Annotated in this window: 14 protein-coding genes and 1 pseudogene; 2 read left to right on the top strand and 13 right to left on the bottom strand. The window is 60.3% G+C overall.

Annotation, left to right across the window (positions count from 1 at the left end; all coding sequences use genetic code 11):
- The 10 genes from trpB to leuC form a co-directional block, all read right to left on the bottom strand.
- Positions 1–1200 (bottom strand): tryptophan synthase subunit beta, encoded by a 1200-nt coding sequence (gene trpB, locus E4Q08_RS00075; RefSeq protein WP_034916005.1) that lies wholly within the window; start codon positions 1198–1200, stop codon positions 1–3.
- Positions 1201–1344: 144 nt separating this feature from the next.
- Positions 1345–1992 carry a phosphoribosylanthranilate isomerase gene (locus E4Q08_RS00070; protein ID WP_169068942.1) on the bottom strand — a complete coding sequence of 216 codons (648 nt, stop codon included), beginning with the start codon at positions 1990–1992 and terminating at the stop codon, positions 1345–1347.
- 20 nt (positions 1993–2012) lie between these two features.
- Positions 2013–2798, bottom strand: a complete 786-nt coding sequence (gene truA, locus E4Q08_RS00065) for a tRNA pseudouridine(38-40) synthase TruA (RefSeq protein ID WP_169068910.1) — start codon at positions 2796–2798, stop codon at positions 2013–2015.
- Positions 2799–2801: 3 nt separating this feature from the next.
- Positions 2802–3398, bottom strand: a complete 597-nt coding sequence (locus E4Q08_RS00060) for a CbiQ family ECF transporter T component (RefSeq protein ID WP_169068909.1) — start codon at positions 3396–3398, stop codon at positions 2802–2804.
- 73 nt (positions 3399–3471) lie between these two features.
- Complete coding sequence (locus tag E4Q08_RS00055; RefSeq protein ID WP_169068908.1) at positions 3472–6492, bottom strand: motility hub landmark protein FimV; 3021 nt, start codon at positions 6490–6492, stop codon at positions 3472–3474.
- A 142-nt stretch (positions 6493–6634) separates the two neighbouring features.
- Positions 6635–7765, bottom strand: a complete 1131-nt coding sequence (gene asd, locus E4Q08_RS00050) for an aspartate-semialdehyde dehydrogenase (RefSeq protein ID WP_169068907.1) — start codon at positions 7763–7765, stop codon at positions 6635–6637.
- A 22-nt stretch (positions 7766–7787) separates the two neighbouring features.
- Positions 7788–8852 carry a 3-isopropylmalate dehydrogenase gene (leuB, locus tag E4Q08_RS00045; RefSeq protein WP_169068906.1) on the bottom strand — a complete coding sequence of 355 codons (1065 nt, stop codon included), beginning with the start codon at positions 8850–8852 and terminating at the stop codon, positions 7788–7790.
- Positions 8853–8862: 10 nt separating this feature from the next.
- Positions 8863–9501, bottom strand: a complete 639-nt coding sequence (gene leuD / locus E4Q08_RS00040; RefSeq protein WP_034915998.1) for a 3-isopropylmalate dehydratase small subunit — start codon at positions 9499–9501, stop codon at positions 8863–8865.
- 142 nt (positions 9502–9643) lie between these two features.
- Complete coding sequence (locus E4Q08_RS00035; protein WP_372703478.1) at positions 9644–9754, bottom strand: entericidin A/B family lipoprotein; 111 nt, start codon at positions 9752–9754, stop codon at positions 9644–9646.
- A 14-nt stretch (positions 9755–9768) separates the two neighbouring features.
- Positions 9769–11193, bottom strand: a complete 1425-nt coding sequence (leuC, locus tag E4Q08_RS00030) for a 3-isopropylmalate dehydratase large subunit (RefSeq protein ID WP_169068904.1) — start codon at positions 11191–11193, stop codon at positions 9769–9771.
- A 474-nt stretch (positions 11194–11667) separates the two neighbouring features.
- On the opposite strand from leuC, the gene E4Q08_RS00025 reads away from it, so the two are divergent.
- Both E4Q08_RS00025 and E4Q08_RS00020 read left to right on the top strand, forming a co-directional pair.
- A complete protein-coding gene (locus tag E4Q08_RS00025; RefSeq protein ID WP_169068903.1) occupies positions 11668–12108 on the top strand; it encodes a hypothetical protein in 441 nt (146 codons plus the stop codon).
- A 58-nt stretch (positions 12109–12166) separates the two neighbouring features.
- Positions 12167–12775 carry a sugar-transfer associated ATP-grasp domain-containing protein gene (locus E4Q08_RS00020; RefSeq protein WP_169068902.1) on the top strand — a complete coding sequence of 203 codons (609 nt, stop codon included), beginning with the start codon at positions 12167–12169 and terminating at the stop codon, positions 12773–12775.
- A 76-nt stretch (positions 12776–12851) separates the two neighbouring features.
- On the opposite strand, the gene E4Q08_RS00015 is transcribed toward E4Q08_RS00020, so the two are convergent.
- From E4Q08_RS00015 to E4Q08_RS00005, 3 genes and pseudogenes are all read right to left on the bottom strand, one after another.
- Positions 12852–13433: a TerD family protein gene (locus E4Q08_RS00015; protein WP_034909988.1), complete on the bottom strand. Its 582-nt coding sequence runs from the start codon at positions 13431–13433 to the stop codon at positions 12852–12854.
- A gap of 42 nt (positions 13434–13475) precedes the next feature.
- A pseudogene (locus E4Q08_RS00010) lies at positions 13476–14193 on the bottom strand (TIGR00266 family protein).
- A gap of 5 nt (positions 14194–14198) precedes the next feature.
- Entirely contained in the window at positions 14199–14774 is a 576-nt protein-coding gene (locus tag E4Q08_RS00005) for a TerD family protein (RefSeq protein WP_034909985.1), read from the bottom strand.
- Positions 14775–15206: the final 432 nt, after the last annotated feature.

Genomic DNA, 15206 nt, shown 5'->3' with positions numbered 1-15206 from the left:
TCAGAAGGTGATGCCCGATTGGTCGGCAACGGTGTGCATATCCTTGTCACCACGACCGGAGAGGTTGACCAGCAGGATCTGCTCCTTCGCCAGCGTCGGCGCCAGCCGGGTCGCATACGCCAGGGCATGACTCGACTCCAGCGCCGGAATGATACCTTCGAGACGGCACAAGTCATGAAAAGCCTGCAGCGCCTCGGCATCGCTGATGCTCACGTACTCGGCCCGGCCACTATCCTTGAGCCACGCGTGCTCCGGGCCGACCCCCGGATAATCGAGCCCGGCCGAGATCGAGTGCGTCTCGGTGATCTGGCCGTTCTCATCCTGCAGCAGATAGGTTCGGTTGCCGTGCAACACGCCGGGACGACCCGCCGTCAATGAGGCAGCGTGCTGTCCCGTGGCAATCCCTTCACCCGCCGCCTCGACGCCAATCAGACGCACCCCGGCGACCGGAATGTAGGGATAGAAGATCCCCATCGCATTCGAACCGCCGCCCACGCAGGCAATCACGGCATCGGGCTGGCGGCCACACTGTTCCTGCATCTGCACGATCGACTCGCGGCCGATGATCGACTGGAAGTCGCGCACCATCATCGGATAAGGATGCGGGCCGGCCACCGTGCCGATGATGTAGAAGGTATCGGAGACGTTGGTCACCCAGTCGCGCATCGCTTCATTCAAGGCATCCTTGAGCGTCCTGGAACCGCTTTCCACCGGTACCACCACGGCCCCCAGCAGTTTCATCCGATACACATTGGCCGCCTGCCGCCGGATGTCTTCCGAACCCATGTAAACCACGCACTCCATGCCATAGCGCGCGGCCACGGTGGCCGTCGCCACGCCATGCTGACCGGCTCCCGTTTCGGCGATGACGCGCGGCTTCTGCATGCGCCGCGCCAGCAGGGCCTGACCGATGCAGTTGTTGATCTTGTGCGCACCGGTATGGTTCAGATCTTCGCGCTTCAGGTAAATCTGCGCACCGCCAAGGGCTTCCGACCAGCGCCTGGCGTGATAGACCGGACTTGGCCGGCCCACATAATGCTTGAGTTCATCATTGAATTCGGCGACGAACTGCGGATCTCGCTGCGCGGCGGCGTACGCCTCCTTGAGTTCATCGAGTGCCGCGATCAGGGTCTCGGCGACAAAGACGCCACCGTAGGGGCCGAAATGGCCTCTGGCGTCTGGCAAATCGTAGTCATTCAAAAATCATCTCCTTGCGACGGGTTGGGACAGCTTGCACTGCATCTGCATGGAAGCAAGAGCCGCCCCCTCAGGTATGTTTGGCCAGGTAGTGCCGCCAGCAAGTCCGCGTCCGACCAGCAGTTGTCCTGCGCATCGATAATCCCGTCAAAACCTGTCGCATCCATCGCCACCCATCGATCCAGCCGCCCGCACTGCAACTACAAAGGCACGCATCTTTTCGGCATCCTTGATTCCCTTGCTCGCCTCGACTCCCGACGAGACATCGACCGCCGCCGGCCGAAGACGGCGCACCGCTTCTCCGACATTGTCCGCATCCAGACCACCGGAGAGAATCAGCGGCTTGCCCAGCGAGGGCGGCACCAGAGACCAGTCAAAAATCCTGCCGCCGCCGCCATAACCGTCCACAAAAGCGTCGAGAAGGATGGCCTGCGCCGAAGGGAAGGCAGCCGCGTATTGTACCAAATCCATTCCCGGCCTGACGCGCGCTGCCTTGATGTAAGGTCGATCGAACTGCCGACAATAGGCTTCATCCTCATCGCCGTGGAATTGCAGCAGGTGGATCGGCACGGCAGCCAGGGTTGCCCGCAACTCGGCCGGATGCGCATTGACGAACAGACCGACAATGCTGACGAAAGGCGGCACGGCACGCGCCAGCCGCGCCGCCGTCGGCAGATCGACGCAGCGCGGACTCGGCGGGTAAAAGACCAGACCAAGCGCATCAGCACCCGCCTGCACGGCAGAGTGCAGGTCATCGCTACGGGTCAGTCCGCAGATCTTGATACGCGGTGGCATGGGCAAGATACGTTTACTCCTCAGCGGTAGGGCAGGAACAGCGACTCATCGCTGCTCGGCAAACCCCAATGCGGTAGATACCGGACAGTAACGAGATACAGACCGGCAGCAGCAAAGGTCGGCGCAGCCAGACGACGATCCCCCTTCGCCAGCAACTCGGCGATCCATTCCGGTGGATGCTTGCCCTGACCCACATCCACCAGACTGCCGACCAGATTGCGCACCATGTGGTGCAGGAAGGCCGAAGCCTCGAAGTCAAAAACCAGCAAATCGCCACAACGTTGTATGTCGGCTCGGCGCATGATCTTCACCGGCGATTTGGCCTGACACTCGGCCGCACGGAAAGCAGAAAAGTCATGCTCGCCTAGCAACTGTTCCGCCGCCGCCTGCATCAGCTCCAGATTGAGCGGATGATGATACCAACCCACCCTGCCGTGCCAGACGCCCGTCCGATGTGGCCGGTTGATCAGCAGATAGCGATAATGCCGGGAATACGCCGAAGACCGCGCATGAAAATCGCTGGTGACGGCCTGCGCCCAGCGAACTGCCACTGCCGCTGGCAGAAAAGTGTTGGCTCCGCGCACCCAGGCATACATGGATCGATCAAGAGCGGTATCGAAATGCACCACCTGCCCGGTCGCATGCACACCGGCATCGGTACGCCCGGCGCAAACCACCTGTACCGGCACCGTGGCAAACTGCTGCAAGGCATCCTGCAGCGCGTCCTGAACGGTACCCCCGCCTGGCTGCGTCTGCCAGCCTCGAAAACCGCTACCGTCATACTCGACAGCCAGGGCAATTCTCATCCCTCACGTCTGCCGAAAGTAGAACACCGGCAGGATACTGGCCAGCGCAATCATGATGATCAGGTAGTCCCGCCTGGAGAGCCGGCGATCCGTGAGTTCGAAGACCTCGCTATTGGCACTTGCCGGAACATCAAGCAACTGGCGCCAGTCGCCTGGCCGTGGCATCGTCTCAAGATAGCGCAACACCAGCAGCAGCCGCACCAGACCGCGCTCGGTATCGAGTCCGCAGTGTCGTAGCGGCTCCAGCAGGCGATGTATGGCGGTCAACAAATCAGCCAGAGGCATTCGCTCACGCAGCACTGCGACCGCCATCAACATCAGCAGCAAACGTCCGACATGCGTCGAGGCATCAACCAGCCCCTCACGACTGGGAGCCATCACTCCGCTCCAGGCGGGATCACCGGCACCGCCCCAGGCAAGGATGACAAACACCGACAGCAACAGCCAGCGCGCCCCCCGGATGAGTTGCCCGCAGCGTCGCAGAGCCGGCCTGCCGAAGAGTGGCAAGACCAGCAGGGCAGCCAGCAGCAGGCGGCCTTCCAGACCTTGAATCGCCACCAGTACCAGAAACCAGACGAGCAGACGGGCGCTTGGATGCACAGCAGCTTCCGACCTTTCGTGTCAAGAGAGCGATGACCATCGCCCTGGGTGGCTAGGGCCGTATCGTCGACGACTACTCGCGCATTCCGCCAAGGAGGTTGAGCGCCTCTTGCCGCTGCGCCACATCGCCCTCATTGACAACCTCCTGCAAGAGTTCACGCGCTCCTTCCAGGTCGCCCATTTCCTGATAGGCTTTGGCAAGGTCGATCTTGGTGGCTACCTCTTCGCTGGAGGTGATCTCGGGGCTCAATGTCGAATCGGTCAGCGAGCCAAGCGGCGATTCTATCCCGGTGTCGGTCTCTTCCATCGCAAAATCCGGATTCACCAGGGTATCCTCCTGATCCTCCTCGAAGGCAGAACCCGTTGAACGGCTGACCAATACCGTGGGGGCTTCGTTGAAGGCATCGTCGCTGGCCAAATCAAGACTGATCGACGACATGTCAAACGCCGCATGCTGCATCGCGTCACCAAGGACGGTCGACTCCGTCAGCGCGACATCGAACTCCAGCGCTTCCGTATCCGACGATCCGATGTCGAAGGTCTGTTCCGGCTCAGCGTGCGTAACCGTTCGTTCATCCCAGCCGGCCTCGTCAGGCAAGTCGGATCCCAGCTCAAACTCGAAATCCAGGCCGGCGCTCGGCTTCGAGTCTGCAGCCACCAGCATGGTAACCTCCAGAGAACTGGCGTCATCCACCAGTTGCACATCATGCCTGTCCTCCTCTGGAGGCGGCTCGGCATTCGGCAGGGAGGCGGCCAGATCAAAATCGAGGGTGTCCCGTTTGGCAGGATTCGGGTAGGCGAGAGTGGCTTCAAGGTAGGCATCATCAGTGACCTCCGGCGCCGCTGAACGAGGCTTGTTGCTGCCGAAATCGAAATCCAGATCCGCCAAAGAGACCGGCTCCGGCCTCGCTTCCTGCACCTCGCCGGCAAGTCCCACTGCCGACCGCTCTGCGGCCACGCCAGCAGCCACACCAGCAGCAGCCGTCATCGCCAATATTTGCTCCGGCTTGGTAAGCGTGTCCCGCAAGGATTCAGGAGAGGTGGCGGGTGCTTCAGCTTCCTCAGACACTGCTTCAGCCTGCTGCCCGGCAGAGCCAAAGAGCGGATTCCGGGGATCAAGCTGGAGACCCATCGCCACCGCTTTCTCCCATTCCGCGCCAACCCCACCGGTGGCGTTGAACAGTTCGGTGGCGAGCACGCCAAATGGTTTGACATCCTTGCGGCTGGCGTAAATCTCGAGCAGCTTCAAATGAATGGCGTGGCGCCTGGGATCTTTCTGTTTTGCCTCGAGGAGAATCTCTTCCGCTTGTGCGTCACGGCCGTACGCCATGTAGACATCAGCTTCAGCAACCGGATCCACTTCATCGGTGTCGATGCTGCCTGGACCGGCCTGGCTGAAATCGGTTTGCGGCATTGAATTGGTGGTATCGACCGTTTGCCCGCCGGTAGTGCGGAAAACCGACTTGGCCGCGAGGTTTTCATCCACGGCTGGCGCCAATGTACTGTTGTCCTCGAGCGGCGCCTCGCCATCGCCGGCGCGACGACGTTTGGCAAACCAGTACGCGGCGAGAAGCGCGATGATGATGCCCCCTGCCGCCAGGAAGGCCGTACTGTTGAGCAACTCTTCGATAAAACCGGGCTCCTCTGCAGGCGGTGGGGGAACCACCGCCTTGGGTTTCGGCAGATCGACCGGCTTTGGCGGCTCCGCAACCGGGGGCACTTCTGCTTTGACCTCAGCCTTGACGGCTTCCGGCTTGGGTCCGACGGTCTCGGGCTTGGCCACAGGTTCCACCGGCTTGACATCCACCGGTGGTTCCAGAGGCTTTGCGGGAACTGCCGGGACGGCTGCCGGTGCAGCTTCCACTCTGGCTGGCGGCGGCGCCGCAGCGGGCGTAGGCGAGGCAGCGACCTCCGGCACCTTCTTTGCTTCGGTCGCGGGCACGGCCTTGGCAGCAGACTGCCGCTCCAGATCTGCCAGGTTCTGGCTCTTCAGTTCCACCAGGCGCTGCAGTTCCGCAACATTCCGCTCGAGGCTTGCCAGGCGTTCGTTGGCGTCCCGGAGAGCTTTTTCCTTGGCAATCAGATCCTCGTCGGTACGCTTGGACGCTGGCAGGGATTTGCTACCGGGGAGATCGGTTTTGGATACCTTCAGTTGATCCTTGGGTTCGGCAGCAGGCCCCCCCCGGTCTTCGACCCTGGTGGTGACCTTGCCGGCCGCCGCCTGCCTGGCACCTTCTTCTCTGCCGGGAGCATCGGCCGCGACGGTTGCGAGTTTCCGACGATAAGTGCCCCAGTTCGACGACTGTGCGACGATGACGGTCCTGGCTTCTCCTTTCGGAATCGTCTCAAGGGTCGCCTTGTCCGGTACGGAAAGAATCTTGCCAGCCTTCAGGCGGTTGATGTCACCACCGTCGAAGGCATTCTGATTGGCTTGAAAGAGCCCAAGCAGCATCTGGTCCAGAGACACACCCTCAGGCCGGAGTTCACTCGCGATCTTGCTCAGTGTTTCACCGCGTTTGACTTCGTAGGTGGCACCGCCATCCGCAGGCTTCTGCACCTGCTCGCTGGCCCGCGACCTGGAGGATGCCCTCGCTGGCCGGTCCTCCAGCGGCGGACTTGCTTCTGCGAGCGGCCTGACAATGGCTGGTGCCGCGGCGGCGTTCTTGGCAGCGAACTCGGGCGGATCGAGCAGAAAGGTATACTCGCGGATCAAGCGGCCGCTTGGCCAGTTGAGTTCAAGCAGCAAATCGACAAATGGATCGTTGATCGGCCGGGTCGAGGTCAGCCGGATGATCGGCTGGCCGTTGGCGCGCTTGTCCAGTCTGAGCGTAATGCCGGACAAGGCCGGCGCGTAATCCACACCAGCCTGTTTGAAGGCATCCTGAGAGGCGAGTTGTGCCCTCATTCCCGCGAGTTCTTCGCGGGTCGCAAAGACCTCCATTTCGGCGCGCAAAGGCTGACCAAGCGCAGAGAAGATGGTGATTTTGCCGAGCCCGGCAGCCTCAGCGGCCAAAGGCAAAGCCGCCAGCGCCAGAGACGACGCGACTGCCCATGCCGAGACCCGTAGTCGGAAATTAGCGGTTGTGTCATTCATATTCTTGGCCACGGCGCATCCCTGAGCGTCCACATCGGAATAATTAAAATAACATCATGAACTTAGCCATGCAAGCTAAACATTCTTCTGGTCCAAAGGCCTCGACAAGGTCAGAAACGACTTCCCGGACCCGATGATTCAATCAGTCCTCTATCAGAATACGGAGCATTCGGCGAAGCGGTTCGGCCGCTCCCCAGAGCAACTGATCCCCGACCGTGAAAGCGCCGAGATACTCCGGCCCCATCGCCAGCTTGTGCAAACGACCCACCGGAATGGCCAGGGTCCCGGTAACCGCGGCCGGCGTCAGTTCCCGCTCGGTGATCTCGCGTTCATTGGGAACCACTTTCACCCACGGATTGGCCTGGGCAATGATCTCGTTCAGATCAGTCAACGGCACATCACTCTTGAGCTTGATGGTCAAACCCTGCGCATGACAACGCATCGCACCGATACGTACGCACAAACCATCGACCGGGATGCTGCCCGGCGTGCGAAAGGCCGGACGACCGAGGATCTTGTTGCACTCGGCACCGCCTTTCCACTCTTCCTTCGACTGGCCGCCCTCGACCGGCACATCGATCCACGGTATCAGACTACCGGCCAGAGCCGTGTTGCGAAAGTTCCGGGTCGGGAAATCCGGCGATCGCATGCTCCTTGCAACCTTGCGATCAATATCGAGAATCGCCGAGGCCGGCTCGGCCAGATCGGAGCGCACCGCGTCATGCAGCGCGCCCATCTGCTGCAGCAGTTCGCGCATGTTCTGTGCTCCGGCCCCGGACGCTGCCTGATAGGTCATGGCGCTGACCCATTCGACGAGATCCTGCCGGAACAGACCGCCAATGCCCATCAACATCAGCGAAACCGTGCAGTTGCCACCGATCCAGTTGCGACCGCCCCTGGTCAGCGCATCCTTGATCACATCGAGGTTCACCGGATCGAGAATGATCACCGCGTCGTCGTGCATGCGCAGGGTGGAAGCCGCATCAATCCAGTGCCCCTGCCAGCCGGCAGCACGCAGCCGAGGGAAGATTTCCTTGGTGTAGTCGCCCCCCTGACAGGTGATGATCATGTCCATCCGGCTCAGCGCCTCGATCGACATCGCGTCCTGCAATGTGCCGGCGTCCTTGCCGGCCAGCACGGGCGCCTTGCTTCCGACCGATGAAGTCGAAAAATAGAGCGGATCGACCTGTTCGAAATCCCCCTCTTCGAGCATCCGCTGCATCAGGACCGATCCCACCATGCCGCGCCAACCCACCAGACCCAGCTTCCTCATTCTTGCACTCCTGTCATTCAACTCAAAGCGCCGCCAGAACGGCATCGCCCATGGCGCGTGTACCCACCTTCTGCATCCCTGGCTCGTAAATGTCAGCCGTTCGGTAACCCTGCTGCAGCACTTTCCTGACCGCATTTTCAATACGCAAGGCAGCCGACTCCTGTGCGAAGGTGTAGCGCAACATCATTGCTGCCGAAAGAATCGTCGCCAAAGGATTGGCCAGCCCGCGACCGGCGATATCCGGAGCCGAACCGTGACAGGGCTCGTACAGGCCCTTGTTGTTCGCATCCAGCGACGCCGAAGGCAGCATGCCGATCGAGCCGGTGAGCATTGCCGCTTCATCCGACAGAATGTCGCCGAACAGGTTACCAGTAACCAGCACGTCGAACTGTGAAGGATTGCGTACCAGCTGCATCGCGGCATTGTCGACCAGCATGTGGCTGAGATCGACGTCAGGATACTCGACCGCCGTTTCGTTGGCCACATCACGCCAGAGCTGGGTGGTCTCGAGGACATTCATCTTGTCGACCGAGCACAGCTTCCGGTTGCGTTTGCGTGCCGCCTCGAAAGCTACCCGCACGATGCGGCGAATCTCGCTTTCGCTGTAATGCATGGTGTTGAAAGCGAAACGTTCCTGCCGACCATCCACGACCCGCATCTCGATGCCGCGCGGCTGGCCAAAATAAATGTCGCCGGTCAGTTCACGGACGATCAGAATGTCCAGACCAGCCACCACCTCCGCCTTGAGTGAGGAAGCGTTGGCCAGTTCCGGATACAGGATCGCCGGGCGCAGATTGGCAAACAGGCCAAGCTGCTGGCGAATCCCGAGCAAGCCACGCTCCGGGCGCTGCGCGCGCGGCAGATTGTCCCATTGCGGGCCGCCGACGGCACCCAGCAACACCGCGTCGGCCTGCTGAGCCAGCGCTTGCGTCGCTGGCGGATAAGGATCACCGGTGGCATCGACGGCGCAGCCGCCGAGCAGTCCCTCCTCCATCTCGCAGCCGATTGCGAGTGCCTGCAGAACACGCACTGCTTCGGCAATGATTTCCGGGCCGATGCCGTCTCCGGGGAGAACACAAATCTTCATTTCCGCTCCCTCAGGCGAACAGCCAAGGCTGCTCGATACGCCGTTTGTCTTCAAAAGCCCGGATCAGATCGGCATGGCGCAGGGTGAGACCGATATCATCCCAGCCATTGAGCAGACATTCGCGCCGGAAGGAATCCACGACAAACGATAGCACCCTGCCATCCGGACAGCGCAGTTGCTGCTGCTCGAGGTCAACCACCAGCCGGCAGCCCGGGGTGGCCTCGACCAGCACAAACAGCGCGTCGATTTCGGCAGCCGGCAGCACGATCGGCAGAATACCGTTCTTGAAACAGTTGTTGAAAAAAATGTCGGCGAAGCTCTCGCCAATCAGCGCGCGAAAACCGAAGTCGAGCAAAGCCCAGGGCGCGTGTTCACGCGAACTACCGCAACCGAAGTTCTGGCGCGTCAGCAGGATTTGCGCCCCCTGATAGCGTGGCTGATTGAGAACGAAAGCCGGGTTGAGCCGCCGCAACGAGTCTTCCTTGCCGGGTTCTCCGGCATCGAGATAACGCCATTCGTCGAACAGATTCGGACCGAAACCCGAACGTTGGATCGACTTCAGGAACTGCTTGGGAATAATCGCATCGGTGTCGACATTGGCCCGATCGAGTGGCGCCACCAGTCCTTCCAGGCAAACGAACTTGTCCATACTCCTCCTTGTCAGGGCGCCTTAATGTGAAAGTCGCGTATGCGACTCACGAGTCTCCCCTCCCCCTCGCGGGGGAGGGGTCGGGGGAGAGGGAAACGGTCATGACTTCCATGATCGGGTGTGCCTGAAAAAGTCATGACCGTTACTTGGCAGCCCTCTCGATGGCCTGTCCGCCTTTTTCGATATCCCTGCCCACCCCTTGTATGGTGTTGCAGGACGCCAGCGAAGTCAGCGAAACGATCACCAGCAGCATCCAGGTCAGCCTGTTCATCCCTTCTCCTTGCGGCCAAGCAGCTCGCCAACATCACAGAAATGTCCGGCAATCGCCGCCGCCGCGGCCATTTCCGGACTCACCAGGTGGGTCCGCCCACCTGCACCCTGTCGCCCCTCGAAGTTGCGGTTCGAGGTCGAGGCACAACGCTCGCCCGCCTCGAGGCGATCGGCATTCATCGCCAGGCACATCGAACAGCCGGGCTCGCGCCACTCGAAACCGGCAGCAAGAAAAATCTCGTCCAGCCCTTCGCGCTCCGCCTGCCGTTTGACCAGTCCCGAACCCGGAACCACCAGCGCCAGCCGGATGTTGCTGGCCACTTTCCGGCCCTGGACCACCGCGGCAGCAGCCCGCAAGTCCTCGATACGCGAGTTGGTGCAAGAGCCGATGAAAATCTTGTCGAGACGGATCTCCCGGATCGGCTGCCTGGGGCTCAGACCCATGTAGCGCAACGCCCGCTCCATGCCTTCGCGCCTGACCGGATCGGCTTCATTGGCCGGATCGGGAACGCAGGCATCGACGGGCACCACCATTTCCGGCGAGGTACCCCAGGTCACCTGCGGCCGGATGTCCTCGGCCGTGATCTCGACGACGCGATCAAAGCGGGCATCGGCATCGCTGTGCAGGCCACGCCAGGCGGCAACGGCCTGCTCCCACTGCGCGCCCTTGGGCGCAAAAGGTCGCCCACGCAGGTAGTCGATGGTTACCTCATCGACCGCCACCAGACCCAGGCGTGCGCCGGCTTCGATGGCCATGTTGCAGAGCGTCATCCGACCTTCCATCGACAAGCCGCGGATCGTGCTCCCGGCGAACTCGATGGCATGACCGGTGCCGCCAGCGGTGCCGATCCGGGCAATGATCGCCAGCGCCAGGTCCTTCGCCGTCACTCCCCTGGCGAGCCTCCCATCCACCTGCAGGAGCATGGTTTTCGACTGCTTCTGCAGCAGGCACTGCGTGGCCAGAACATGTTCGACCTCGGAGGTGCCGATGCCGTGTGCCATGCACGCGAAAGCGCCGTGCGTGCTGGTATGCGAATCCCCACAGACGACCGTCATGCCCGGCAAGGTCGCACCGCTTTCCGGGCCGACGACGTGCACGATTCCCTGGCGAGGATCCCTGAACGGGAAATAGGCGAGCGCGCCGACCGCACGGATGTTGGCGTCGAGTGTTTCGACCTGCAGGCGCGAAATCGGATCCTCGATGCCCCGATCCCAGTGATCGGTGGGGGTGTTGTGGTCGGCGGTAGCGACGATCGAAGAAACACGCCAGGGCTTGCGGCCAGCCAGCTTGAGACCCTCGAAGGCCTGCGGGCTGGTCACTTCGTGCACCAGATGGCGGTCGATATAGATCAGCGCGGTCCCATCGGCCTGCTGATGGACGAGGTGGTCCTGCCAAAGTTTTTCGTACAGGGTCTGCGGCATCGATGGATCATCCGAAGAAGTTCGGCCCGCATCGGCGGGCAAGAAAAAGGATTATGTCACACCGCTGTCGCCGCTGTCAGCCACAAGCATCGACCCGTCCGCTTCCACGGCAAGAGGTTGTCTGAAGTGCTCGCCGGCGACCAGGCGTGGCCCACCTTGCGCTGCGGTTGTCCGGGCATGGCGGGGGGAGAGCATGCGAAGCCATCTTGGCACCTTCAAGCGATCTTGTTCGTCCCTGGAGCTGGTGCAATGACCAGGAAGGATCTCGTGAAGCGGCTGAAGATCCGTTCCAGGCCGGCAACAGGTTTGAACCCATGGCCCTGCTCGCTTACAATCCTCTGAACAGCCGTACCGCCATTGAGGAGCATCCATCCAGCGAGCTGCAAGCCCTTGTTCCTTGCCCGATGGGAGTGGAGAACGTGGCCTTGCTCGCCCCTCACTCGCCCACCTTTCATCAAAGGATGCGTGCTCGAAATGCTCAAGAAAATTGCTGCATATGTTCAGCAAGCCCGCCGGGTCAGTACTGACCACGGCATATCCATCATTCGCCAGCTTGCTGAAATTGTTCACCTCGCACGCCATCCTGGGCGGATTGGGCCTGGCGACTACTACTCCTATCGTCTTTTTGAAGCGTCGCTCCCCAGCGCCGAAAAGGAAAATTTTGTTGGCTGGAAGGCAGAATCCCGGCTCGACGCACTGAATGAGCGATCCTGGCATTGTCTCGGGTTGGACAAGGTGCTGATGTATTCACTGTTTCAAAGCATAAACCTCCGTATTCCCGAAACCCGCGCCATCTATTTGCCGGGTCGTTTCCGACCCCTTGCGGGAGCCGACGCACTTGAAGATCCCGTCGTACTCCATGCGTGGTTGAGAACTCCCGAAAACTATCCATTTTTTTTCCAAGCCATCCGCTAGTGGATTTGGCCGCGGAGCGTTTCTTGCCGATGCCTATGATGTGGAGCATGATTGTGTATTGTTCCGGGGCGGTAGCCGCGTCAAGGTTCCTGATTTTATCCAGGAGTCCCACGACACCGAGCGTTTGGGATATCTCTTTCAGACCCCGATACAGCCCGACGCCAGGCTTGTTAACAGCCTTGGAAAAATCGTTTCAAGTTTGCGCATGATCGTCTTATGCGATGAAGATCAGGGGCCGATCCTGCATCGCTGTTTCTGGAAGTTGCCGACCGGCAGCAATGCTCATGACAACTACAACGGTGGTAAGACCGGAAATCTGGCAGCGGCAATTGACCAGGAAACAGGTAAAATTACTCGAGTCATCAACGGAACAGGCCTGGACGTGGTTGAGGTCGAACAGCATCCGGATACCGGCGTATTGCTCAAGACGCTATTCGTGCCGGATTGGCTACAGGTTCTTGATTTTACCCTCGGTGCTGCGCTTGCCTTGCCAAAGTTGCGATTTCAGCAGTGGGATATCGCACTGTCCAATGACGGGCCGTTGGCTCTCGAAGTAAACCTTTTCGGGACCGGGGGCTGTGATTTGACACAACTGCTGTACCGCAAAGGGCTTCTTGACGAGACGATGAGATCGTTTCTGTCGCGTCACTCATTACGGAATCACTGAAGAAGTAAATCACACCCATCGATCTCGCGGCATTGCCAGGCCGCAACCAAGACTCCGTCAGCTGTGCAGGAACAGATCAGATGTGCGGCACGATCAGCGGCAGCAGATCCTGGAAGGTGACCCCACTGCCGTTCTCGCCGATGGCATGCATCTTCCACTCGCCTGCGTGCCGATACACCTTGGCCATGATCTGCGCCGTGTGGCTTCCCTGAACGCTCAGGTCATAGCGCGCAATCTCCTTGCCGTTGGCCCCATCGACGATCCGGCAGAAAGCGTTATTGACCTGCGAAAAATCCTGTCCGGTGAAGGAATTGACCGTAAACACCAGTGACTTCACGTTGGCCGGCACGGCATTGAGATTGACGATAATCTGCTCATCGTCGCCCTCTCCGGCGCCTGTAAGATTATCGCCGGAATGCTGGATGCTGCCGTCCTTGCTGCGCAACTGCCTGAACCAGACCACGTCGAGCAAGCTCCGGTTCTCGTCGAAAAGAAGGCACGAGGCATCGAGGTCGATCTCCTTCTGCCCCCCGCCCAAGCCGAAAAATCCCTTTTTCTTTACGGCATCCCAGCCGAGACCCATGACGACCCGGTTGAGCGCACCTCCAGCCTCTTTTTCGAGCGAAATTTTCTGACCCTTTTGCAGGCTCACCGCCATTTTGATTCTCCTGTCGTTGAAAAGTGTAGTCCGATCCAAAGCTCAGCGGTTGCTCCGCTGTCCAGCCATTTCCTTGCGCATCCATTCGAGAAACGCGTCCCGGTTGCGCGAGCAGATGAAAACTTTCCCCTGGCCGGAAAAGCGCAGAACGACCCCCTCGCCACTGGTGGCGCTGTTGACCAGATTGCCGAGCATGCCACCCCCGCCACCACCGGTGGTTACCGAAATTTCGTAGTGCAATGAACTGTCCCAGCAGACGACATGCGAGTTGTCGATGATCACCTCCTTGCCGGGCATCACGTCAAGCTCAAACATCGACCCGAAGCCCGAAACAGCCAGCTTGCCGGTCCCGGCGGTCTTCATGAGAAAAAAAACCGCCGGACTGGGCAAACAGGGCGCTGGCGATGTTCTGCATCTGGACCTGCATATCGACGCCGGATTCGGCCGCGACGAATGCGCCGTCATTGAGCAGGTATTGTCGCGGCCCGACATCGACCAATTGCATCGCGCCGGGCAGAACCGGAGAAAGCAGGCAGTCGCCGTCGCCGCGAGACGCCTCGATGTGCTGCTGAAAAAACGACTCGCCGTTGGCCAGGCGTCGCATCAGCGACCCGAGAATTCCCCCGGTCATCTTCCCCTTGAGATCGAGCGCCGCCTCCATCATCACCATCGCGTCCGATTCACAATAGATTCGTTCACCCCTGTTCAGCGAGACATGTAGAAAGGGATCCACTTCTCCGGTTACCGTGAAAACAGCCATGACCGTTAGGTGCTGACACCGAAGGAGCGGGCAAGCGGGGCGAGTCCACCCTTGAACCCCTGGCCTACGGCCTTGAACTTCCAGTCCGCGCCGAGCCGGTAGATCTCGCCGAAGACCATCGCCGTTTCGATCGAGCTGTCTTCGGAGAGGTCGTAGCGGGCAATCTCCTTGCTGGTGTCTGCGTCGATGCAACGGATGTAGGCTTTGCTCACCATGCCGAAATTCTGACCGCGCGCTTCGGCTTCGTGGATCGTGACGGCGATGGTGACTTTGTCCACCTCGGCAGGAACCTTGCCGAGTTCGATCGTCAGCGTTTCGTCATCCCCCTCGCCAATGCCGGTCAGGTTGTCGCCGTTGTGAACGACCGAACCGCAGGATGACTTGAGGTTGTTGTAGAAAATGAAATCGGCGTCGTTGCGAACCTTGCCGTCGCTCTTGAGGATGAATGCGCTGCTGTCCAGGTCGAAGGCCGCGCCATCGGTCGCCCGGGCATTCCACCCGAGGCCGATGATCATCCTCTTGAGGGACGGGGCTTCCTTGCTAAGATTGACGTTACCGCCTTTCTGCAGACTGATTGCCATGTAACACTCCTTTGTGGTCGAAAAAATTTGGTCGAGCAAATGCTGATTTACACGTCATTGGCCGTAGAGGACAAACGGATGACACCGGCGCCTGCGGACTCGACTGGTGGCAAGGGCCAGGCTTCACTTTCCGGGACCATGATTAAACCTGAAAACAACGATTAGCAGTGAAATATCGATCCTGCTTCCACAGGAATCATCTAGGCCCGAAACCGATTCATCCCCCGCGCCTATGGGGAACACGTTGATGGTGATGGTGGCTGGGAGTGCTGATGCGGTTCATCCCCGCGCCTGCGGGGAACACGAGATGTTGAAGAACGATACCGAGAGCACTCCCGGTTCATCCCCGCGCCTGCGGGGAACACAATCACCGTGTCGATCACGGCATTTATGTTTCCGGTTCATCCCCGCGCCTGCGGGGAACACCCTGCC

Source organism: Candidatus Accumulibacter contiguus (assembly GCF_012940005.1).
GTDB classification, from domain to species: Bacteria; Pseudomonadota; Gammaproteobacteria; order Burkholderiales; family Rhodocyclaceae; genus Accumulibacter; species Accumulibacter contiguus.
The sequence above is the reverse complement of the archived record's forward strand: the minus strand, read 5'-3'. Positions and strand labels throughout refer to the sequence as shown.